This is a genomic window from Clostridium sp. (assembly GCF_047777555.1).
Classification (GTDB): domain Bacteria; phylum Bacillota; class Clostridia; order Clostridiales; family Clostridiaceae; genus Clostridium_H.
Genome location: NZ_JBKEEV010000001.1, coordinates 265,133 through 289,249 on the forward strand (window position 1 = coordinate 265,133; position 24,117 = coordinate 289,249).

23 protein-coding genes are annotated in these 24,117 nt (G+C 32.1%); all 23 read left to right on the forward strand.

Annotated features, from left to right (window positions below):
• The first annotated feature begins 274 nt into the window (after positions 1–274).
• On the forward strand, positions 275–1,510 hold the full coding sequence (glyA, locus tag ACFWTK_RS01270; protein ID WP_415874346.1) for a serine hydroxymethyltransferase: 1,236 nt from the start codon (positions 275–277) through the stop codon (positions 1,508–1,510).
• A gap of 470 nt (positions 1,511–1,980) precedes the next feature.
• Positions 1,981–5,484: a pyruvate:ferredoxin (flavodoxin) oxidoreductase gene (gene nifJ / locus ACFWTK_RS01275; RefSeq protein WP_415874347.1), complete on the forward strand. Its 3,504-nt coding sequence runs from the start codon at positions 1,981–1,983 to the stop codon at positions 5,482–5,484.
• A gap of 236 nt (positions 5,485–5,720) precedes the next feature.
• A complete protein-coding gene (locus ACFWTK_RS01280; RefSeq protein WP_415874348.1) occupies positions 5,721–6,038 on the forward strand; it encodes a DUF1292 domain-containing protein in 318 nt (105 codons plus the stop codon).
• Between the two features lie 134 nt (positions 6,039–6,172).
• The gene (locus tag ACFWTK_RS01285) at positions 6,173–6,814 is read left to right on the forward strand and encodes an HAD-IB family hydrolase (protein WP_415874349.1); all 642 of its coding nucleotides are present in this window, start codon (positions 6,173–6,175) and stop codon (positions 6,812–6,814) included.
• A gap of 12 nt (positions 6,815–6,826) precedes the next feature.
• Positions 6,827–7,651 (forward strand): aminotransferase class IV, encoded by an 825-nt coding sequence (locus ACFWTK_RS01290; RefSeq protein WP_415874350.1) that lies wholly within the window; start codon positions 6,827–6,829, stop codon positions 7,649–7,651.
• Between the two features lie 202 nt (positions 7,652–7,853).
• Entirely contained in the window at positions 7,854–9,779 is a 1,926-nt protein-coding gene (locus tag ACFWTK_RS01295) for a flagellar assembly protein A (RefSeq protein WP_415874351.1), read from the forward strand.
• A 20-nt stretch (positions 9,780–9,799) separates the two neighbouring features.
• Positions 9,800–10,252 carry a chemotaxis protein CheW gene (locus ACFWTK_RS01300; protein ID WP_415874352.1) on the forward strand — a complete coding sequence of 151 codons (453 nt, stop codon included), beginning with the start codon at positions 9,800–9,802 and terminating at the stop codon, positions 10,250–10,252.
• Positions 10,253–10,262: 10 nt separating this feature from the next.
• On the forward strand, positions 10,263–10,751 hold the full coding sequence (locus tag ACFWTK_RS01305) for a chemotaxis protein CheD (RefSeq protein ID WP_415874353.1): 489 nt from the start codon (positions 10,263–10,265) through the stop codon (positions 10,749–10,751).
• Positions 10,752–10,766: 15 nt separating this feature from the next.
• On the forward strand, positions 10,767–11,831 hold the full coding sequence (locus ACFWTK_RS01310; protein WP_415874354.1) for a protein-glutamate methylesterase/protein-glutamine glutaminase: 1,065 nt from the start codon (positions 10,767–10,769) through the stop codon (positions 11,829–11,831).
• Between the two features lie 3 nt (positions 11,832–11,834).
• Entirely contained in the window at positions 11,835–12,602 is a 768-nt protein-coding gene (locus ACFWTK_RS01315) for a CheR family methyltransferase (RefSeq protein ID WP_415874355.1), read from the forward strand.
• 12 nt (positions 12,603–12,614) lie between these two features.
• Complete coding sequence (locus ACFWTK_RS01320; protein ID WP_415874356.1) at positions 12,615–14,642, forward strand: chemotaxis protein CheW; 2,028 nt, start codon at positions 12,615–12,617, stop codon at positions 14,640–14,642.
• A 12-nt stretch (positions 14,643–14,654) separates the two neighbouring features.
• Complete coding sequence (locus tag ACFWTK_RS01325; RefSeq protein ID WP_415874357.1) at positions 14,655–15,257, forward strand: chemotaxis protein CheC; 603 nt, start codon at positions 14,655–14,657, stop codon at positions 15,255–15,257.
• Between the two features lie 16 nt (positions 15,258–15,273).
• Complete coding sequence (locus ACFWTK_RS01330; protein ID WP_415874358.1) at positions 15,274–15,633, forward strand: response regulator; 360 nt, start codon at positions 15,274–15,276, stop codon at positions 15,631–15,633.
• A 14-nt stretch (positions 15,634–15,647) separates the two neighbouring features.
• A complete protein-coding gene (locus ACFWTK_RS01335; RefSeq protein ID WP_061856981.1) occupies positions 15,648–16,049 on the forward strand; it encodes a chemotaxis protein CheW in 402 nt (133 codons plus the stop codon).
• Positions 16,050–16,069: 20 nt separating this feature from the next.
• Positions 16,070–17,065, forward strand: a complete 996-nt coding sequence (fliM, locus tag ACFWTK_RS01340) for a flagellar motor switch protein FliM (protein ID WP_415874359.1) — start codon at positions 16,070–16,072, stop codon at positions 17,063–17,065.
• Positions 17,058–18,278, forward strand: coding sequence for a flagellar motor switch phosphatase FliY (fliY, locus tag ACFWTK_RS01345; protein ID WP_415874360.1), 1,221 nt, complete (start codon positions 17,058–17,060; stop codon positions 18,276–18,278). Before fliM ends, fliY begins: the two co-directional genes overlap by 8 nt.
• 264 nt (positions 18,279–18,542) lie before the next feature.
• Positions 18,543–18,818, forward strand: a complete 276-nt coding sequence (locus tag ACFWTK_RS01350) for a flagellar biosynthesis anti-sigma factor FlgM (protein ID WP_415874361.1) — start codon at positions 18,543–18,545, stop codon at positions 18,816–18,818.
• Positions 18,819–18,834: 16 nt separating this feature from the next.
• Positions 18,835–19,272 (forward strand): flagellar protein FlgN, encoded by a 438-nt coding sequence (locus tag ACFWTK_RS01355; RefSeq protein ID WP_415874362.1) that lies wholly within the window; start codon positions 18,835–18,837, stop codon positions 19,270–19,272.
• Between the two features lie 29 nt (positions 19,273–19,301).
• Entirely contained in the window at positions 19,302–21,188 is a 1,887-nt protein-coding gene (gene flgK / locus ACFWTK_RS01360; protein WP_415874363.1) for a flagellar hook-associated protein FlgK, read from the forward strand.
• 69 nt (positions 21,189–21,257) lie between these two features.
• Positions 21,258–22,907, forward strand: a complete 1,650-nt coding sequence (flgL, locus tag ACFWTK_RS01365; RefSeq protein ID WP_415874364.1) for a flagellar hook-associated protein FlgL — start codon at positions 21,258–21,260, stop codon at positions 22,905–22,907.
• 100 nt (positions 22,908–23,007) lie between these two features.
• Positions 23,008–23,439, forward strand: a complete 432-nt coding sequence (gene fliW, locus ACFWTK_RS01370; RefSeq protein WP_415874365.1) for a flagellar assembly protein FliW — start codon at positions 23,008–23,010, stop codon at positions 23,437–23,439.
• Entirely contained in the window at positions 23,439–23,657 is a 219-nt protein-coding gene (gene csrA, locus ACFWTK_RS01375) for a carbon storage regulator CsrA (protein ID WP_106024058.1), read from the forward strand. Before fliW ends, csrA begins: the two co-directional genes overlap by 1 nt.
• 61 nt (positions 23,658–23,718) lie before the next feature.
• A complete protein-coding gene (locus ACFWTK_RS01380) occupies positions 23,719–24,114 on the forward strand; it encodes a flagellar protein FlaG (RefSeq protein ID WP_061856973.1) in 396 nt (131 codons plus the stop codon).
• The last annotated feature ends 3 nt before the right edge of the window (positions 24,115–24,117 follow it).

The window sequence follows — 24,117 nt, forward strand, 5'->3', positions numbered from 1 at the left end:
TATATCATAATTTTTATAAATTTTTCACAAGACTTCACTTAAGTATATTTTGATGCTTTTACATTCATTTAATTATTTCTTATAAATGGAGCTAAAGAAAATGATACTTGCTTTGTTGAAAATATGGGAATAAAGACGTATAATCTAACTAAAACTAAATTGTGCAGCAATTTAGTTGAGAAATAGATGCGACTATAGGTGGAAAGGCATAGTTGCATATTAGAAAGCACAATTTAGTTTAGATTGAGAAGGGTAAAGCTAAGGAGGAATAGATATGAATTTTGATAACTTAAAGGCAGTAGATGAAGACGTATATGGAATTATAGAAATGGAAAGTCGTCGTCAAAACCATAATATTGAACTCATTGCATCAGAGAATTTCACCAGCAAGGCTGTAATGGAGGCTATGGGTTCATGTCTTACAAATAAGTATGCAGAGGGGTATCCAGATAAAAGATATTATGGTGGTTGTGAAGAAGTAGATAAGGTGGAGAAACTAGCTATAGAAAGGCTTAAGATGTTATTTAAATCTGAGCACGCTAATGTTCAACCTCATTCTGGATCTCAAGCTAATATGGCTGTATATCTTTCTGTTTTAAATCCAGGAGACACAATACTTGGAATGAATTTAAGCCATGGTGGACATTTAACTCATGGAAGTCCCGTGAATTTCTCAGGTAGGTTGTTTAACTTTATATCCTATGGAGTAAATAAAGAAACAGAACTTATAGATTATGATGAACTAAGAAACTTGGCACTTGAGCATAAACCAAAAATGATAGTAGCTGGAGCAAGTGCTTATTCAAGGATAATAGATTTCGAAAGAATAAAGTCCATATGCGATGAAATAGATGCTTACTTTATGGTAGATATGGCACATATTGCAGGACTTATAGCTGCAGGCTATCATCCTTCACCAGTTCCTTATGCGGATTTTGTAACTACAACAACTCATAAAACTTTAAGAGGTCCAAGAGGGGGGGCAATTCTTTGCAAAGAAAAATATGCTAAGGATTTAGATAAGGCAATTTTCCCTGGAATACAAGGAGGGCCATTAATGCATATAATCGCAGCTAAAGCGGTATGTTTTGGAGAGGCTCTAAAGCCAGAGTATAAGGAATACATAAATCAGGTAGTTAAAAATGCTAAAACTTTAGAAGAAGAATTAAAAAAATATAACTTTAGAATAGTTTCAGGTGGAACAGATAATCACTTGCTTTTAATAGACTTAACAAATAAGAACATAACTGGCAAGGATGCAGAAAAACTCTTAGATAGTGTAGGCATTACTGTAAATAAGAATACTATTCCTTTTGAAACTAAGAGCCCTTTTATAACTAGTGGAATAAGAATAGGAACACCAGCTGTAACTACTAGAGGGTTTAAAGAAGAAGAAATGAAGGAAATTGCATACTTAATCAATTATGTAATAGATAATAGAGATAAAAACTTAGATGAAATAAGAAATAGAGTTAAGCAAATCTGTTATAAATATCCTTTATATAGATAAAAAGTTTCGTAATAAATAAACTTTATATAAATGAGAAAATAATATAGATATTTCGAGATAGATAGACTTTATTTATTATAAAAGTAAGTATTTTTGTGAATTCATTAGAAATTCATAGAATTTTAGTCTTTACATGCCATATGAAATGGTTGACAAAGAATGAAACAGATTTATATAATATATGTAACAGATTAATATATATAATAATATGTTAATATATTAACTGTAAGAAGTAATATTTTATATTTAAATAAGACAGATTTTATTTAATATCGCATGACACAAAAACATATGGAAGAAATACATAGCCATTATGGATTTTTCCATATGTTTGAGTGTTGTATTTAAATATTAAATAAATCAAAACTTTCTTTGGTAAAAGAAAGTAATATAATCAGTCAATTAACTTATTATGTTTAGTAGCATAAATCATAGTGAGTTAAACATTATTATAGAAAGAGGGTATATAAATGGTAAAGATGAAAACAATGGATGGAAATACTGCCGCAGCACACGTTTCCTATGCATTTACTGATGTAGCAGCTATTTTCCCTATAACTCCTTCATCTCCAATGGCTGAGCACGTTGATGAGTGGGCAGCTCAAGGAAGAAAAAATATTTTTGGACAAACTGTAAAGGTTATGGAAATGCAATCTGAAGCTGGAGCAGCTGGTGCTGTTCATGGTTCATTACAAGCTGGTGCTTTAACTACTACATATACTGCATCACAAGGTCTTTTATTAATGATTCCAAATATGTACAAGATTGCTGGAGAACTTCTACCAGGAGTATTCCACGTATCAGCTAGAGCTTTAGCTGCAAACTCACTTAACATCTTTGGTGACCACCAAGACGTTATGGCTGCAAGACAAACAGGTTTTGCAATGTTAGCTGAAAGCTCAGTTCAACAAGTTATGGACTTAGGAGCAGTTGCTCACTTATCAGCAATAAAAGGAAGAGTTCCTTTCGTAAACTTCTTCGATGGATTCAGAACTTCACATGAAATACAAAAAATTGAAGTATTAGAATACGATGATTTAGCAAAATTAGTTGATATGGATGCTGTTAAAGCTTTCAGAAGAAATGGATTAAATCCAGATCATCCAGTAACTCGTGGTACTGCTCAAAACGCAGATATATACTTCCAAGAAAGAGAAGTTGTAAACAATTACTATAATGCACTTCCAGAAATTGTTGAAGGATATATGCAAGAAATAACTAAGTTAACAGGAAGAGAATATCATTTATTCAATTACTATGGAGCACCAGATGCTGAAAGAATGATTGTAGCTATGGGTTCTGTATGTGATACTATAGAAGAAACAATAGATTACTTAATGGCAAAAGGTGAAAAAGTTGGTTTATTAACTGTTCACTTATTTAGACCATTCTCAATTGAACACTTCTTTAAATATATACCAAAGACAGTTAAGAGCATAGCTGTTCTTGATAGAACTAAAGAACCAGGATCAACTGGTGAACCTTTATACTTAGATGTTAAGAATGCATTCTATGGAAAAGAATGGCAACCAGTAATAGTTGGAGGAAGATATGGATTAGGTTCAAAAGACCCAGTTCCAGGACAAATCCTTCCAATATTTGAGAACTTAAAATTAGATGCTCCAAAGAATGGATTTACAATTGGAATAATTGATGATGTAACAAACACTTCATTACCAGATGGAGAAGATATAGATACTACACCAGAAGGAACTAAAGCTTGTAAGTTCTGGGGATTAGGATCAGATGGTACTGTTGGAGCTAATAAGAGTGCTATTAAGATCATAGGAGACCATACAGATATGTATGCACAAGGATACTTCTTCTATGATTCTAAGAAATCTGGTGGTATAACAGTTTCTCACTTAAGATTTGGTAAGAAGCCAATCAAGTCTCCATATTTAATAAATAAGGCTGATTTTGTTGCTTGCCATAACCAATCTTATGTTAATAAATATAATGTATTAGACGGATTGAAAAAAGGCGGTACATTCCTATTAAATACTATCTGGACTCCAGAAGAAATAGAAGAAAAATTACCTGCTTCTTATAAGAAATTTATAGCAGAAAATAATATTCAATTCTATACATTAAATGCTGTTAAGATCGCAAGAGAAATAGGTCTTGGCGGAAGAATTAATATGATAATGCAAGCTGGATTCTTTAAGCTTTCAAATGTTATTCCAGTTGAAGATGCTGTTAAATACTTAAAAGACGCTGTTGTAACTTCTTATGGTAAGAAGGGTCAAGCAGTTGTTGATATGAACAATGCTGCTATTGATAAAGGTATTGAATCATTAGTTAAGATAGAAGTTCCAGCTTCATGGGCTCAGGCAGAAGAAGAAGCAGCTGCAGCTGTTGAAGTTCCAGAATTCATAAGCAAGATCGTTAATCCAATGAATAGACTAGAAGGAGACAAACTTCCTGTAAGTGCATTCATAGGAATGGAAGATGGTACATTCCCTCATGGAACTGCTGCTTATGAAAAGAGAGGAATAGCAATAACTGTACCTGAATGGCAAATGGATAAATGTATTCAATGTAACCAATGTGCATATGTATGTCCACATGCTGCTATAAGACCAATTCTTACAACTGAAGAAGAAGCAGCTAAAGCACCAGCTTCATTCGAAGCTAAAGATGCTATAGGAGCTAAAGGACTTAAATTTACAATAGCTGTATCACCACTTGATTGTACAGGATGCGGAAGCTGTGCTAACATCTGTCCATCAAAAGAAAAAGCTCTTGTAATGAAGCCACTTGATAGCCAACTAGAAAAGACTGAAGCTTGGGATTACGCTATGAATGTATCTCCTAAGAAGAACCCAATGAACAAGTTCACTGTAAAAGGAAGCCAATTTGAAAAACCTTTACTTGAGTTCTCAGGATCTTGTGCTGGATGTATGGAAACTTCATACGCTAAGCTTGTAACTCAATTATTTGGAGATAGAATGACTATAGCTAACGCTACAGGATGTTCATCAATTTGGGGAGCATCAGCACCATCAACTCCATACACTAAGAACCACAGAGGACACGGACCAGCTTGGGCTAACTCATTATTTGAAGATAATGCTGAATATGGTTTCGGAATGTATCTTGGAGCTGCACAAATAAGAGAAAGATTAGCTATGAAAGCTGAAGAAGCTATTAACTCTGGAGTAAGCGAAGAGTTAAAGGCTGCTCTTGCAGATTGGAAAGAAAACATGAAGGTTGGAGAAGGTTCAAGAGAAAGAGCTGATAAACTAATAGCTTTACTTGAAGCTGAAAAAGGAAACAATGAATTATTAAATGAAATATATGAAGATAGAGATTTCTTAGTTAAGAGATCAAACTGGATCTTCGGTGGAGACGGTTGGGCTTATGATATCGGATACGGCGGATTAGACCACGTTCTTGCATCTGGAGAAGATGTAAATGTTTTTGTATTTGATACAGAAGTTTACTCAAATACAGGTGGACAATCTTCAAAAGCTACTCCAGCAGCAGCTATTGCTAAATTCGCAGCATCTGGTAAGAGAACTAAGAAGAAAGACCTTGGTATGATGGCTATGAGCTATGGTTATGTTTATGTAGCACAAATATCAATGGGCGCTGATAAGAATCAAACATTAAAAGCTATAGCTGAAGCTGAAGCTTATCCAGGACCATCATTAATAATCGCATACTCACCATGTATCAACCATGGATTAAAATGTGGTATGGCTAAGGTTCAAGATGAAGCTAAGAAAGCTGTTGATTGTGGATATTGGGCTCTATACAGATACAACCCAGCATTAAAAGAAGAAGGAAAGAACCCATTCATTCTAGATTCAAAAGAACCAACAGGAGACTTCAAAGAATTCTTAATGGGAGAAGTAAGATATGCTTCACTTGCTAAACAATTCCCAGAAGCTGCTGATGCATTATTCGAAAAGACTAAGAAAGATGCTTTAGAAAGATTAGAAGGCTACAAGAAACTTGCTAATCAATAAGAAAAGCATTGGATAAGAGAAGTAATTTAGAAGCTTAAAATTCTAAATGAAAATCGAGAAGTGCTGAATTAAGCTTTGCTTAATTCAGCACTTTTGTTTTTTGATCACCCATAAAGTGTTTTGTTTTTTATTAAAAAATGAAAAAAATACTTTTAATATTACGAAATAAGGGGTACAATAAAAATATTGCTATATAATTATTAAAAATAAGAAATGTTAACTATAGGAGGTATAATATGAATAACGAAAAATTACATGATTGTGGATGTGAAGATGAGAGCTGCGGATGTGGATGCGGCTGCGGCGATCACGATCATGAAAGCTTAATTGTTGAATTAGAAGATGAAAATGGTAATGTGGTTCCATGTGAAGTAGTAGATGGCTTTGAATATAAAGATAATGAATATGCCCTTGTACAAAACCCAGAGGATGGTTCAGTATATTTATTTAAAGTTGTTGGAGAAGGCGAAAACGGAGAATTAGTCGTACCAGATGATGATGAATTTAAGGAAGCTACAGCATACTATGAAAGCTTATTAGAAAACGAAGAATAGAAAGAAAAAAGTCGCTGCATCTCTGCATCGACTTTTTTCATAAGTATATATCTCAAACTTATAATTTACTGATAGTCCTTTAATTTTATAAGGATATAAAGAGGGTCTTAATTACATACATGGGGAGTGATATTTTGGAGAGACTAGCCATATTTGATGTGGATTATACTCTTACTAAACGTGAGACGTTAATGGAACTATATATGTTTATGCTAAAAAAAGATCCTAAACTATTATTACATATGCCAAGAGCCATAATATCGGGAATTCTTTATGCTGTTAAAATATATGATGCAGGACGTGCAAAGCAGGCCTTTATTAAATTCTTAGAAGGAATTCATGAGGAAGATATGAAGTCTTTGGTAAAAGAGTTCTATGAAAAAAGGCTAAGCAAGATATTATATAAAGATGCTATAGATACTATGAAAAAGTTAAAAGCTGAGGGTTGTAAGATTTATTTAATTTCAGCATCCCCAGAGGTATATTTAAATGAATTATATAATATAAAAGAAGTTGACATGATAATAGGTACAAAGCTTAGAAAGGAAAATGGAGTATACAAGAGTGTATTTGAAGGTAAAAACAATAAAGGAGAAGAGAAAGTAAGAAGGCTTAAAGAAGTGCTAGATAAACAAAATATACAGGTAGACTTTAAAAATTCTTATATGTTCTCTGATTCTCTATCAGACCTCCCTTTATTTAAGTTAGTTGGAAATGCTTATTTAATAAATTCTAAGAAAAAATATAATAATATAAAAAATTTAAAGTGGAGATAAGAGGGATAAAATATGAGCGAATGTTATAGTGATAAGTTTATTATAAATGGATATATAAAAGAAAAGTATGAATTTGATGAAAAGTTTTTATATGAAGGAAAGTCATTATATGAAGTAATAAGAATAATAAAAGGAGTACCTTTGTTCTTGGAAGATCATTTAAAAAGATTATATAAATCTGCTGAGACTACAAATTTAGAAATATGGCTTAAAAAAGAAGAAATAGAAAAAAGCATTAAAGAGCTTTCAAAGATAAACAATATAGAAAATGGAAATGTTAAAATAATATTTAACTATAATAAGAATAATGAAAGGAATTTCTTATGCTATTTTATAAAGGCAAAGTATCCTTCTAAGGAAATGTATGAAAAAGGAGTTAAAACATCTCTATATCAAGCAGAAAGAGAAAATCCAACTGCAAAAGTCATAAATACTAATCTTAGAGAAGCTGCGGATAGAATAATACAAGAAACAGGAGTATATGAAGTAATTTTAGTCAATAAAGATGGGTACATAACAGAAGGCAGCAGGTCCAATATATTTATGATAAAAAATAACAGTGTATATACTGCACCAGTTTGTGAAGTACTTCCAGGGATAACAAGAGATTATATAATAAAGGCTTGTAGAAATTTAGGATATGAAGTTATAGAGGAAAGAATACACTATAAGGATATAGAAAACATTCAAGGTTTATTTATATCTGGAACATCTCCAAAGGTACTTCCTGTTGCTCAGGTAGAAAATAAAAAATTTGATGCTAAAAATAAAATTGTAATTGAAATAATGAAAGAGTACGACAGAATTCTTGAAGAATATATAAATAGTAACAGATAGATTTAAAAGTGCGAATTTAAAAATTCTTTATGGAATTTTGGTTCGCATTCTGTTTTTTGTCTATTTTTAAGATTGCTCTTTAATATTCACTTTATGGATTTGATTATAAAGTATATAAATAAAAGGACGATAAAATAATTAAAATAATGAATAAAAATATGGTATACTTTTCTTATAATAAAAGATGTAGGGAGTTGATCAATTGAGTAGAAGAGTATTTACCTCAAAAACCTTAGATGAATGTTTAAGATCAGCAGCTTCCGAGCTAAAAATAGAAAAGCAGAACCTAAATTATGAAATAATAGAGGAAAGACAGGGCATTTTTAAAAAGCGAGTTACCATTTCTGTTGAAGTAGAAGAAAAAGAAACTAAGGAAAATATAAATGGAAGTATAAGTATAAAGGACGGGAAAATTATAGTTAAAAATCCTAAAGAGGGTGGAAATCCAGCTTATATTAATCCAAGTAAAGAAGTTAAGATTTTAGTTAATGGAGAAGAAATAGAACATAAAGTAGAAGTTTTCGAAAGTAGCAATATAGAATTAGTTTTTGATGAGAATACTGCTGAAAGAAAGCTAGATATAAGTATAAGCCCAAATAAGATGGAAGTATATATAAGTATAAATTATATACCACAAAATATTTACACCGTAAAGGATTCAGATGAAGTTTATGAATTAACTCCACAATTAAAGCTGAAGGAACAGATATTCCCCCAAATATATACTGCAGAGGAAATAAAGGAACAGCTAAATTTAGCTGGAGTTAAGTTTGGTATATTAGAAAGCGTTTTAGGAGGGTTAACTGAGCCTAAGAATGTGAATAATCTTCTCATTGCAAAAGGGGAAGAGGCTCTGGATGCTACAGATGATATATTAGATTTAAAATTTGATGAAGACGAGGATAAAAAGTTAGTAGAAGATAAGAGAGGCAGAGTAGATTATAAGAGTATAGGCCATGTTAGTACAGTAAAAAAAGGACAGGTTTTAGCAGTAAAAATAGATGGAAGAGAAGGTAAAGATGGGATAGACGTAAAAGGAGGAGTGAAAAGACATAAGAAAGCTAAAAAGATAAAGATAGAAGCTGGAGAAGGTTGTGAGTTTCAAGATGAGAATACTATAGTTGCATCAATAGAAGGCAAGCCTTCTAGAAAAGGAAACATAATAAGTGTTCATAAGGTTCATGAAGTGAGCAAAGATGTAGATATTAAAACTGGCAATATAGATTTCACAGGTGATGTTATAATATATGGAAATGTAAAAGAGGGCATGGAAGTAAGAGCCGGTCACAGCCTTATAGTAAATAAAAATGTGGAACATGCAAAGTTATATTCAAAAGAGGATATGACAGTTCTAGGCAATGTAATAAATTCAAATCTTAATGCAGGTGGAGAAGATATAGTTAAGCTTAGTAAGGTAAAGGTATTAGAAAGTTTAAATGCAGGTATCGATAGCTTAATAAATACAGTTGACCACATTAAAAAATTTAACCTTTTAGGAAGAGAAGTTCATGATGGAGAAATTATAAAGGTTCTTGTAGAAAATAAATTTAAGCATATAACGCTACTGTGTAACGATTTTATAAGGGAAATAGCTGTTAATGCTAACAATGAAGAAAAAAGTATAGTAAAAAAATTAAAAGGAACTCTAATAGGCCTTTCACCTTTAAATATTAAAAATGTTTTAGAACTTAATAGTTTAATAAAAAAGATAAATGAATATATAAATATATTGCAAGGTTCATTGGATGTACCGGTGAATGTAAAAGTAAGCTATTGTCAAGACTCAATAATAGCAAGCTCAGGTAATATAATAATTACAGGTAAAGGTGAATATGTATCCCAGATAACTGCTAATGGAAGTATAGAATTTCAGGATTATGGAAGTTTAGCAAGAGGTGGAGTTATAAAGGCTAAAGATGAAATAAGATGTAAAAATGTAGGCAGTGAAGGTGGAGTATGTACAAAGCTTATTGTAGAAGAAAAAGGACATATATGGGTTGATGTTGCTTATCAAAATACTACTTTTATTATAGGAAAAAGAGAATATACTTTGGAAGTGGCAAGCAAAGATATTCATGCATATCTAGATGATGATAAAGAAATAGTAGTAGATAAGTTTATATTATAGATTATAGGGGGATAGATAAAATGAACGATAAAGATGCTAAGGTACTTATATTTAGCATAAACAATGAATACTATGCTACAGATATTATGGAAGTAGAAAGAATTCTAGGATATGAAACTCCAACTCAGCTTCCAGATTCACCTGACTTTATAGAAGGTGTAATTAATTATGAGGGAAGTATACTTCCTATAATGAGTTTAGCAAAAAGGTTCAATATTCCATATAATAAAACCAAGGATGAAGCTAAAATTATTGTAGCAAAACAGGATGACAGCAAAATAGGAATAATTGTAGATGTGGTTTCAGAAGTTTCTGATGTAAAGGAAGATAATATAGAAGAAGCTCCAGAAATAGTATCAGGTATATCAAAGCGTTATATAAAAGGACTTATAAAATTAAATGGTAAAATAATAATATTTTTAAACTTAGCTACAGTCTTAACTCAAGAAGAAAAAGAATCTATTTTAAAGTAAGGTGTATCATATGAATAACGAAGAAATAAGAGTTGGGATTGCAGACCTTAATACTGCAGTTTCTCCTAAAAAGTTAATAACTGTAGGATTAGGTTCTTGCATTGGCATAGCTATATATGATTCAAACAGTAAAATAGGAGGTCTTGCTCATATTATGCTTCCTGACAGCACTCAGTTTAACAATATTACTAATCCTATGAAATTTGCTGACCTTGCAATTCCAATACTCTTAGAAAGAATGCAAAAACAAGGAGCTGCAAAAAGATATTTAAAAGCAAAAATTGCAGGAGGAGCTTCTATGTTTAATTTCTCAGATAAGAGCATGATTATGGATATTGGTAATAGAAATAGTATTTCTGTAAAAAAGGTTTTAAAAGAACTTAATATACCAATCATAAGTGAAGATATTGGAGGAAATAAAGGAAGAACTATGATTTTTGATACAACAAATGGTGTCGTTCAAATAAAAACTGTAGGAGTCGGAATAAGAGAAATATAATGGAGTGATATTATCTTGAAAAAAATTAGAGTTATAGTTGTAGATGATTCAGCCTTAATGAGAAAAATTGTGTCAGATATATTAAACTCTCAGCAGGATATTGAGGTTATAGGCACAGCAAGGAATGGAGAAGATTTGCTTTTAAAGCTAAGTAAGTATCTTCCAGATGTAATAACTTTAGATGTGGAGATGCCAAAGATGGATGGCATAACTACCCTAAAGGAAATGAAATTAAAAAATTATGCTGTTCCTGTAATTATGCTTAGCAGTATATCTAAAAATGGGACGGCGCTTACTATGGATTGTCTCGAAAATGGAGCCTTCGATTTTGTGGCCAAGCCATCAGGAGCTATATCTTTAGATATAGAAAAAGTAGGAGAAGAGCTAATAAATAAAATAAGACTTGCTTATAATAAGAAAAGTCACGAGGATAAAAGTATTTTAAAATCTAAAATCCATGTTAAAAGAAAAGATTTATCTTATAAAATAGAAAGAAAGAATCAAAAGATAAATGCAGTTGTCATAGGAGCATCTACAGGAGGTCCTAAGGCTCTTTATAAGGTAATAACTGAATTACCTGAGAATTTAGAAGTTCCAATTTTTGTGGTTCAGCACATGCCAGTAGGTTTTACTAAAGCTTTTGCAGAAAGATTAAATTCTAATAGCAAGATAAAGGTTGTTGAAGCAACTCAAGGAGAATCTATAGAAAAAAATGTGGTGTATGTGGCACCAGGTGGTTTTCATATGGAAATAGGGTTAGACAAAAAAATTCACTTAACAACAGAACCTCCTATATGGGGAGTTAGACCAGCAGTAGATAAGTTATTTATATCTGCAGCTAAAGTTTATGGCCCTAACCTTTTAAGCATAGTTTTAACGGGCATGGGAAAAGATGGAGCTCAAGGTACCATAGAGGTAAAAAATAAAGGAGGAATCACAATATCAGAGGATAAATCTACTTGTACCATATATGGTATGCCAAAAGTTGCCTTTGAAACAGGTAAGGTGGATGAAGTCCTTCCTATTGATGAGATTGCAGAGGCTATAGTAAAGAATACGAAAGGAGCTTTAGGAGGGTAGTCTATGGATTTAGAAGATTTTAAGAAATGGGTATTTAGAGAATTTAATATTGATTTATCCGCATATAAGTCTAATCAGCTTCATAGGAGAATATTAAGTCTTATGTCGAGAGTTGGTGTGAATTCTGTAGAAGAATATATAACTCTCTTGAAAAAAGATGAGAACCAAAGGCAGAAATTTTTAGATTTTATAACCATAAATGTAACAGAATTTTTTAGGAATCCAGAAATTTTTAATGATTTAGAAAATAAGATAGAAAATGATCTAATATTAAGAGAAAAGAATTTAAAGATATGGAGCGCGGCATGTTCTATAGGGGCAGAACCCTACTCCATAGCAATAATATTAGATAATTTGAAAACAAGAGGAAATCACAGCATTTTAGCTACAGATATAGATACAAGTATTCTAGAAAGAGCTAAAAAAGGTGAGTTTACAGCTGGAGAAATAAAAAATGTAAAACCTGAATATGTAAAAAAATACTTTACTAAAAAAGAAGATAAGTTTATTATAGCTCCTAAAATAAAAAATATGGTTACATTTAAAAAACATGATTTAATATTGGACAACTATGAGAAAGGCTTTGATTTAATAGTATGCAGAAATGTAGTAATTTATTTCAATCAAGATGTTAAAAACGAAATTTATAAAAAATTCAGTTCTTCATTAAAAAAAGGCGGTTTGCTATTTGTAGGTGCTACTGAGAGCATATATAATTATAAAGATTATGGATTTGAAAAAGCTTCTACATTTATATACAAGAAACTATAAGGAGGGGAAACAATGGATACTTCGCAATACCTATCAATGTTTCTTGAAGAGTCAATTGACAATCTTCAGACTTTAAATGATTCATTATTACAATTAGAGCAGGAACCAGATAATATAGATAAATTAAATGAAATTTTTAGAGTTGCTCATACAATAAAAGGAATGGCAGCTACTATGGGATTTAACGAAATGGCTGAGTTAACTCACAAAATGGAAGATGTACTTTCTCAGTTTAGAGAAGGTAAATTAAATGTAACACAGCAGGTAGTAACAGTTTTGTTTAAATGCCTTGATACTTTAGAACAAATGGTAAATAATATATCAGAAGGATTAGAAGAAGTTACTCCTATAGAGGATATAATGAGCAGTTTAGAGGCTATTGTGCAAGGCAATGAAGAGAAAGAAGAGGTAGTTAATGCTAAGGAAGAAGTAAAAACCGAAAGCGAATTGGAATCAAAAATAAATGAGTATGATGTGAATGTTATAAAGCAGGCAGCAGATAAGGGATTTAATGCCTATGAAATTAAGGTGGTTTTAGATGAAAATACCTTATTAAAATCAGCAAGAGCATTCTTAATATTTAAAAGCCTAGAGGAATTTGGAGAAATTATTAAATGTGTCCCTTCAGCTGATGATTTAGAAAATGAAAACTTTGACTTTGAGATACAGCTGCTTTATTTAACTAATAAAGATAAGACAGATATTAAAGAACTTTTAGTAAATATTTCAGAAGTTGCAGAAGTGGAAGTTAAAGATGTACAGATATCTAAGAATACAGATAGTAATAATGTGGAAGATACGCCACAGAAAACCACTGTACAAAAACAAGATAAAGCGCAAAATGCAATTCCTAAAAATAGTATAAAACCAAAAGAAGCAGATAAAAATACAGACAATAAAAAGCACAAGAAAGTTCACCAATCTGTAAGAGTTGACTTAGAAAGATTAGATAAGTTCATGAATATGGTTTCAGAACTTGTTATTCACAGAACAAGATTAGAGCAAATAAGCACAAACTATAGATCTACAGAATTGAATGAAACTTTAGAGCAAGTAGCGAGAACTACTTCTGATTTGCAAGACCTTGTTATGAAGATAAGAATGCTGCCTCTTGAAACAGTATTCAATAGATTTCCAAGAATGGTAAGAGATTTATCTGTAGAATTAAATAAAGATATCGATTTTATAATTAAGGGACAAGATACAGAACTTGATAGGACTGTTATAGATGAAATAGGAGAACCTTTAATTCATTTAATAAGAAATGCAGCAGATCACGGTATAGAGAGCCGAGAAGAAAGAATTTCAAAAGGCAAAAATCCTACAGGAACTATTAAGCTTATTGCTTACCAAGAAGGAACTAAAGCTATCATCAAGGTAGAAGACGATGGTGCTGGAATAAACGTAGACAAGGTTCGCGAAAAAGCTCATAAAATGGGAATAAATACTGAAGGTATGAGTGAAAGTGATATAAAAAATCTAATCTTTGCTCAAGGATTTAGTACCAACGAAGTAGTAACAGATATATCCGGCAGAGGAGTTGGCATGGATGTAGTTAAAACAAAAATAAGTTCTCTTGGAGGTACAGTTGATGTTATAAGCGAAGAAGGAAAAGGGTCAGCATTTATAATAAGACTTCCTTTAACTTTACAAATTATTCAGGCCTTACTAGTTAAGGTAGGAGGAGAGACTATGGCTATATCTTTAGGATATATAGATAGAGTTATAGACTATAATGAAAATAAAGTTATGAAAACTGACAATAGGGAAGTTATAATATATAATGATAATGTTATACCATTAATAAGAGTATATGAAAAGTTAGGCCTTGAAAAATCAGATAGTTCAAAGAATTATATTGTGATTGTACAGGTAGGAGAAAAGACCGTAGGACTTCTAGTAGATGGCTTGCTAGGACAACGCGAAACAGTAATAAAACCTTTAGGAAAGACACTCAAGAATTTAAAAGAATATATAGGTGCAACTATTTACGGAGATGGACTTGTAACTTTAATATTGGACGTTGCTGCACTGATATAAGGAGGAGTTTGAATGAGTTACCTAGATATGACGCCTATGCAGTTAGATGCACTAAAAGAAGTAGGAAATATTGGAGCTGGTAATGCAGCAACAGCTATGTCTCAGCTGTTAAATAAAAAAATTGATATGACAGTGCCTGCAGTTAATATTTTACCTTTTGATGAAGTTTTTTCAGGAGAAGGAGCCGAAAGGGTTGTTATAGGCATCATTGTGAGAGTTCTTGGTGATACACCTGGCAATATATTATTTGTCCTTGAAAAAGATACTGCGGATGAAATTATAAAAACTTTAATTGGAGAAGAATCAGATCAGCAAACAGAGATGGGCAATTCAGTCCTCTGTGAAATAGGTAATATAATAGCTTCTTCATATATGAATTCTATAGCTAAATTTACTAACTTAGTAATAACTCCTTCAGTACCAGCTGTTACTTATGATATGTTAGGAGCTATATTATCTACAACTTTTATTGAATCAGGGCAATTTGATGATCAAGTTCTTGATTTAGAAACTAGATTTTTGCAGAATAAAGATGAAGAAATTAGTGGACATTTTTACTATATTCCAATGCCTGGTTCATTGGAGAAAATATTAAATACATTAGGAGTAAATTAATGGAGGTTATGAACACATGGCTAGAGTATTAATTGTTGATGATGCTGCTTTTATGAGAATGATGATAAAGGATATATTAGAAAAAAATGGGTATGAGGTAGTTGGAGAGGCTAGCAATGGTATTAAGGCTGTAGAATTATATAAATCGGAAAGGCCAGATGTAGTTACAATGGATATAACAATGCCAGATATGGATGGCATAGAGGCAGTAAAGGCTATAAAGGCTTTTGATCCTTCAGCTAAAATAATCATGTGCAGTGCAATGGGACAACAAACCATGGTAATGGATGCTATAAGATCTGGAGCAAGAGATTTTATAGTAAAGCCATTCCAAGCAGATAGGGTACTTGAGGCTATTAGAAAAGCTATAGGCTAATAGGGGGAATAAATATGCAAGTTGTTATATTTAAGCTTGAAGATGAACAGTTCGCTGTTGAAACATCAAAGATTCAAGGAATAAATGATATGATGGAAATAACAAAGGTTCCAAAGGCACCAAGTCATATAAAAGGATTAATAAATTTAAGAGGAAATGTTATCTCCCTTTTAGATATAAATCTATTGCTAAATATTCCTAAAAAGCAAGATGAAGGACAAAGCAATATAATTATATTAAAGATGGAGGAAGAGCAAGTTGGAATAACTGTTGACCAAGTAGATGAAGTACTAGAGATAGAGGAGAACATTATAGAAAAGATTGAGGATTATAAGAAGCCCTATATAAAAGGTGTTATTAATTTTAAGGATAGAGTAGTAACCCTTATAGATATAGATAAGCTTTTTGCAAATTAGTATAGAAATGAGGGACAAACATGGCAGACATTTTAACACAAGGTGAAATAGATGCCCTTTTATCTGCCCTGGACTCTGGTGAATTGAATCCTGAGGAACTGGAAAAGGAAGAAGAAAAACAGAAAGTTAAACCCTATGATTTTAGAAGTCCTCAGAAGTTTTCAAAGGATCATATAAGAACATTGGAGCTAATTCATGATAATTTTGCTAGGATAATTTCAAATTATTTAACAGCACAAGTTAGAACTAATGTCAAAATTAAAATAGAGACTGTCCAGCAGATAACTTATGAGGAATTTATTCATTCAGTCCCTAATCCTACAATATTGACTATATTCAAAATGCCTCCTCTTAGTGGGTCTATATTGTTTGAAACAAATCCACAGTTTGTTTATCAGATTATAGATGTACTTCTTGGGGGACCAGGTGTAGGTCAATATAAGTTAAGGGAATTCACTGATATAGATAAGAATATCATAAAGCAAGTAAATAAAGGGCTAATATCTAACCTTAAACTTGCATGGGAAGATGTGCTAGATGTTGAACCAGAAATTGAAGGCTTGGAAACAAATCCAGCATTAAATCAGACGCTAGCTCCTAGTGAGCCAGTTGCATTAATCACTTTTTCAGCAGAGATGGGTGGAAATAATACATTTATTAATATTTGTATACCTTACTTGAGCATAGAGAAGGTGTTAGATAAGCTTGTGGTTCAATACTGGTTTAGAGAAAGCGATATAGAAATATTAGAGGAATCAAAACAAAAACTTAGAAAGAGAATAGATATTATTGAATTACCTCTTATATCAATACTTGGAAGTACTAATATTACAGTTGGGGATTTCTTAAGTCTTTCTATAGGGGATGTAATAACCCTAGATAGTAAAACTTCAGATCCTGTTAAGATGGTAGTTGGAAATCAGCCATATATGTGGGCGAAACCAGGAACTATAGGCAAGAACAGAGGTGTTCAAATATTAGATATTATTGATAAGGATGTGGAAAACTATGAGTAGCGATAATGGATTCCTTTCTCAGGATGAAATAGATGCTCTGCTAAATGGGGGCGAAACTTATCCATCTGATAATCCATCTTCTGAAGACTCCGCTTCAGAAAACATATCAGAAACTAAAAAAGAAGAATCTGCTAAACACTGTTCTATCTCGGATGTAGAAATAGATTTACTAGGAGAAATAGGAAATATATCTATGGGTTCAGCATCGACAGCCCTCTCTACAATATTAAATAATCCAGTTAATATAACCACACCAGAAGTAACAGTGACCACTTTAAAAGAATTAAGAAATACTTTTGAGATTCCTAATATAGCTCTAGAAGTAAAATTCACAAGTGGTATTGTAGGCGGAAATTTATTAGTAATGAAAATTCCAGATGCGGCAGTGATTGCCAACCTAATGATGGGTGGAGACGGAAAGATAGAGCCAAAACAAGAACTTACAGAAATTGAGGAGAGTGCTGTTTCTGAGGCTATGAATCAAATGATAGGCTCTGCAGCCACTTCCATGGCAACTATGTTTGCAAGGGAAGTAAATATTTCTCCTCCAGTTTCTAAAATATGGACAGGTTCTCCTAATATACCGCTGTCAGAAAGCATAGGCGATGATGAGGAGATAGTTAAGGTTTCATTTAGACTTACAATTGGAGATTTAGTTGACAGCAATATTATGCAAATTCTTCCTATGGAAACTACTAAAAAAATTGTATCTATAATGATGGGACAAGAAGATGAGCCAAAAACAGATTTAAAAAAGGATGAAATTCCATCACAGGCACAAAAGAAGGAATATATGGCTCATCAAGCTGCAAATGAATCATCACAATCTATTGTGGAGCCTAAGCCAGCAGAAACCTATTATCAGCCTCAGTATACTACTCCTCAGCAGCCTGTAAACATTCAGCGTGCAAATTTCCAGCCGCTTGAAGAAGTAGCTGTAAATTCAGCACCTAAAAATATAGATTTAATACTGGATGTACCTCTTGAAATTTCAGTGGTTCTTGGTAAAACCAAAAAGACCATAAAGGAAGTTCTAGCTCTTGGTACAGGATCTTTAATAGAACTTGATAAGCTTGCTGAGGAACCAGTAGAAATATATGTTAATGGCAAAAAGGTTGCTTATGGAGAAGTTGTTGTTGTTGACGAGAATTTTGGTGTTAGGATTGTAAATATAGTAAGCAATGAAGAAAGACTTAAATCTTTAAAAGGATAGACAAGGGTAGTGGAGAAGCACATAAAGTGTAGTGTAGAAGTGGAGGCGCCAAGGCGCAAGAGGAGAAGGTTTGGAAGTTTAGTGGAAAGTTTAAGATAGAAACAAGAGTGCTGAATTAAAGAAAGCTTAATTCAGCACCCTTATTTTTTGCACAAATATGAATTAATTCTTGCATGCTTCTTGACTTTTTATAATATTGCTATAAACTTATACAAATACAAGTCGATAATAAATTAAGATCAATATGGAATAGAGGAGAGAAAAATGAAGGTTACGAGAGCATCAGTGAATAAAGTTATAAATATGTATGAAATAAATAAAAAACAGATTGAAAAAACCAAAGAGATAGCTAAAAAGGATACTTTGGAAATATCAAGCCTTGGAAAAACTCTAAGCTCTTTTGCAGAAGAAGGTATAATCTCAATGCCTAATGCAAAGCTGGAAAAAATAAGAGATGAAATTTCAAAAGGAACTTATAAGGTAGATGCCAGACTTGTAGCAAAAAAAATGATAGAAGCAATGAAAAATAGTAACCGGTAAAAAGTGAGGTGACACTATGACTAACAATGAAATTAAGTTACAGCTTAAAGAATTAATGCTGCTTCAATTAAAGGTTTTTGGAGTTTTGCTTAATCTATTAGAAGAGCAGCACTTATATATAGTAAAAAACGATGTTTTCAATATGGAAGCAATAGTGGAGAAGATACAAAAATGTAATCAACAAGTAGCGAGTTTGGAACTTAGAAGGAGAGATATAACAAAGGGGTTATTAGAAAATAAAACTTTTGGTGAATTAATTGAGGAAATGAACGATAAAGAATTGGAAAATAATTTTAGAAAAATTAGAGGATTATTAAATGAAATACAACTTCAAAAGGATACCAATGAGCTTTTAATAAAACAAGGTCTTAGCTTTACCAATAGAATGCTCTTAATACTAAATCCTGATCGCCAAGCAAAGACCTACAATGGATATGGAAAAATGAGAAGATAGTAAATAGTTACTAAAAAAGGGGTGTTAAAATGTCTGGTTTATTTGCAACTTTTAATATAGGAAAAAGCGGATTGTTTTCACAGCAGCAGGCCATAAATACAACATCACATAATATAGCTAATGCTAATACAGAAGGATATTCAAGACAAAGAGCCATAATGGAAACTACAAGACCTTATTGTATGCCAAGCATGAATTCTGCATCAGGACCAGGTCAGGTTGGAACTGGGGTAGATGTAGCAATAATTCAAAGAGTAAGAGATACCTTTATGGATTTTCAAGTTAGAAATGAAAAGAGTACCTTAGGACAATATGAAGCAAGGGATAAATATTTAAGTGAGGTAGAGGGCGTATTTAACGAGCCATCTGATACTGGAATTTCTAATTTAATAGGTGAGTTTTTCGATGCTTGGGAGCAGGTATCAAAACAGCCTGAAAGTTCCAATACAAGAACAGTTCTTGTAACTCAAGCCTCAGCTTTAGCAGATGAGCTAAATCATACTTATAATCAATTAATTGAGATCAAAAAAAATGCTCAAGAATCTATAGGGCAATCTGTCTTTGATATGAATGCTATTTTAGAAAAAATAGATAAATTAAATCAACAAATAATCAGCGTAAAGGTTTCTGGAATGGAGCCTAACGATTTGCTGGATAGTAGAGATCTTCTCTTAGATGAACTAAGTGAAAGGTTTAATATAAATGTAGAACAAGATGATTTTTATTCAATAAATCTTAGACCTACAGATGAAAGTGGACAGACTGATAGAGAGGATTCCTTATTAGTTAGAAAAAATCCAAACGATGCAGTAAGGAGATTTTCTTATATAAAAAGTATAGAACCTGAAAATTATGATAGTGGAGTATCCAGCTATACAATTACTTATTATAAAAATGGTGATAAAGATAAGACAGCAACTATTACTGTAACTGGAATTGATAGCGTAGATAAGTTTAAACAGTTGGATCAATGTAGAATACTATGGTCTCAAAAGGATGATAACAATGATATTGAGGATGGATTAGCTCTCAACAAAAATGGAGAGGCCATTGAAGATGGAGCTTCTGTAGATATAAAGGATCTAGCCCTCTTTGAGTTAAAAGATGATAAGTTTAGGGGAGAGTTAAAAGGGTACATGTCTGTTCAGAAGGATGTGGACGATTATATAGAACAGTTAAACAAGTTGGCAAAGGCCATAGCTTTTTCTGTTAATGCTATTCACAGTGGTGTTCCTAATGATGGAAGTGACGGTAAAGTAGATAAGGACTATACTCCTTTCTTTGTAAATTCGGAAACTACTGTTTACGAAACTACTGCTGCTGGTAAGAGGGTATTATATAATGGAGAAATAGATAATCTATCTTCAGCTTTAGATCATGAGAGTGAAATAACTGCAGGAAACATATCCATTAACAAGCAGCTTATGGATGATGTAATGCAGATAAAGACTAGAACAAACGATGATAAGTTTGCTACTGCAGACTTAAACAGTATAGATGGGGAGAAGGATGGTAATAGAGCTTTAGCCATAGCACAGCTTAGAGGTACTTTATTGCAGATACAAAACATTGGAAATGAAACTAGCAGAAGTGACTTTATAAAAGAACTTGAATTTAATATTGATTTGGGATTAAGTACTATAAAAAGCGACATAAAAGGAATGAAGATAGATAACTATTTTAAAGACACCATAGATAAATTAGGAATTCAAGAGCAAGAGGCAATGAGAGTTGTAAAAAATCAAGAAACACTTCTATCAAGCTTTCAAGAGAGAAGGGATTCTATTTCAGGGGTCTCACTAGACGAAGAAATGGCAAACTTAATCCAATATCAACATGCCTACCAAGCCAACGCAAAAATCATAACAACAGTTGATGAACTTTTAGATGTGGTGGTAAACGGACTTAAAAGATAATTGAAAATGGACTATAAATTTATGGAATTGTCCATTGTGCATTGTCAATTAATTTGAGGAGGTTATAAAGTGCGCGTTACAAATAAAATGTTATCTAACACTTTTCTGTCCGACATGAGGACAAATCTTGAGAATATGAAAAAGCTGCAGGAGCAGATGACATCAGGGAAGGAAATCAGAAGACCTTCTGATGATCCATTCAAAGTTGCCCGTGCTATGCAGTTATATACAGATATTAATGCTAATAAGCAGTATAACAGTAATATAACAGATACAATAAACTGGTTAAATACAACAGATACAGCCTTAGGTCAAGTTGGAGATGTTTTTCAAAGAGTTAGAGAGCTTTTGGTGTCTGCTGGAAATGCTGGATATAGTTCAAGCGAAAGAGCAGCTATAAAAGATGAAATAAATGAGAAAATAGGAGAAATAGCTCAGATATTAAATACAAATTTTGATGGAGCCTATATATTTGGCGGCACAAGAGGAACGACTAAGCCTGTAGATGTAACAGGAGAGCTTATTTATAAAGACGATTACAAGACAGTAGTAAATAAAATTGAGGATTGGAAAAAGAAGATAAGCTTTGTTGACAAGGATAATAAGCCACTTGGCACTGGTGATGGCTCTATAGATTTGAGCGGCATAGACATGTCTAAATTTACATTAAGTGATTTATCTAATGAAATCAACAAACAACTAAAAGGGGCTGGCATAGAAGATGTAAAAGCAATGCCTGTTTATGCTGAAAATTCTATTAGATTTATAAATAACACAGGAGATAATATAATAATTGATGGAATACCAAATGAAGCTAGTAATGTAACAGTTAAACCAACCACTATTGTTGAAAGTGGAAATACAAAGCTAGTATACTACAATAAAAATGGGAATGAGTTACCTACTAAAACATTGATTCAATATACAAATATAGACAACTGGCAAGGAAAGAAACTTGTGTTTCAGGTTAATGGTGGAGACACACCTTTAGAAGTTACAATAGATACTTCTACAATAGAGGATCCAGAGCCGCCAGCTAAACCATTAACAGATCAAGAAAAGATAGTAAAAAGTATTAATAATGGTATTAACGAAAATGAGAACTTAAAGGGAAAAATGAAGGCAGAATTAGTGAAAGAAGGAGCAAAATCTTATATTAAACTGACTTCTCTTGAAACCAATGAAATAAAGCTTCTTAAGCCAGAGGATGATTCTACATTGGTAGCAGATATAAGTGATGAAGTATATGATAAACCAATTGGAAACATTCAATATGAAATGATAGCATCTAAGTTAAAGGTTCAAATTTCTCAAGGGGTTACCATGGATTATAGTGTATCAGCTAGTGATATATTAGAATTTACCAACAGCGATGGAGAGGTTTTGGATCTTCGACAGATACTTACTGATATAGTAAATCACTTAGGAGATGAAAATTCTGTAGATAAATTAACAAGTGAAGACTTGAAAAACATGGACGATGTAATAAGCAATTTACTTAAGATTCGTTCAGAGGTTGGTGCAAAACAAAATAGAATGGACAGTGCTAAAGAAAAAAATACAGACGCAAACTTTAATATGACGGAGATATTATCAGAGACAGAAGATATAGATATAACAGAAAAGACTATGGAATACGCAACTATGCAAACAGTTTATTTAGCTTCTCTTCAAACCAGCGCTAAAGTACTGCAGCCATCGCTTATAGACTATCTTTAATGAAACAAATTGATAATTGACAATGCACAATTAACAATTTCTATAATAAAAAACACATTTATTGTTCATTGCCAATTTTAAAAGAACGGGGTGTTAAACATTGAAATTACAAACAAAGTATCACGGCATACAAGAATATAGTGAAAAGGATGTAATATTTTTCAAAAAGGGTATTCCTGGGTTTGACAATTTAACTAAGTTTATAATTTTTCCCGTAAAGGACAATGAGGTTTTTAGCATACTACATTCTATTGAAGATAGTAACATAGGTCTTATAGTAACTTCTCCATTCAATGTTATGAGTGAATATGAATTTAAGTTAAGTAATGAAACTATTGAAAGGCTGAAAATAGAAAAAGCTGAAGATGTTTTAGTTATAAATACAGTTACATTAAGCTCTAAGCCTGAAAACATAACTATAAATCTACGCGCTCCAATCATTATAAATATAAAAGAAAAATTAGGGGAACAAATAATATTGAATAATGAGAAATACTTAATAAAACACCCATTATTCAAGGAGGAGCTCTAATGTTAGTTGTTAAAAGAAAAGAAGGAGAATCACTGCTTATAGGCGAGGATATAGAAATAAACATAGTCAGCATAGAAAATGGCTCTGTAAAAATAGGCATAAATGCACCTAAAAATGTAGCAATTTTAAGAAAAGAGCTATATAAAGAAATAGAAGAAGAGAATAAGAATGCAGTTAATATGGATACGTCTATGCTAAAATCACTAAAGAAAAGATAGGTTTCAGTGTACATTATGAAATTATAGGTTATTAAATTGTATTCTCAAAGGAGTGAGGGAAATGAGTGTTAATGTATTAAGTCAAGGAGGACAGATAAATACAAGCACAATATCCAGTAATGAAAATTTCATAAATAAGTCTGAAGTGATTAATCAACAAATAGATTTACCGATAACAGAAAACCAAAAATCCTCAAAGGATATGAATCATGGAAATGAAAAGAATATAAAAGAAGATCATATAAAAAGAGCTGTAGATAAATTAAATAAGTTTCTCCAAGGGGAAGAAACTCATATAGAATATGAAAGACATGATAAATTAAAGAATGAATTTATTATTAAAATAATAAACAATGACACTAAAGAAGTAATAAAAGAAATACCTCCGAAAAAGATTTTAGATATGGTAGCAGAAATGTACAAAATTGCTGGAATTATAGTGGATGAAAAAGCTTGATAA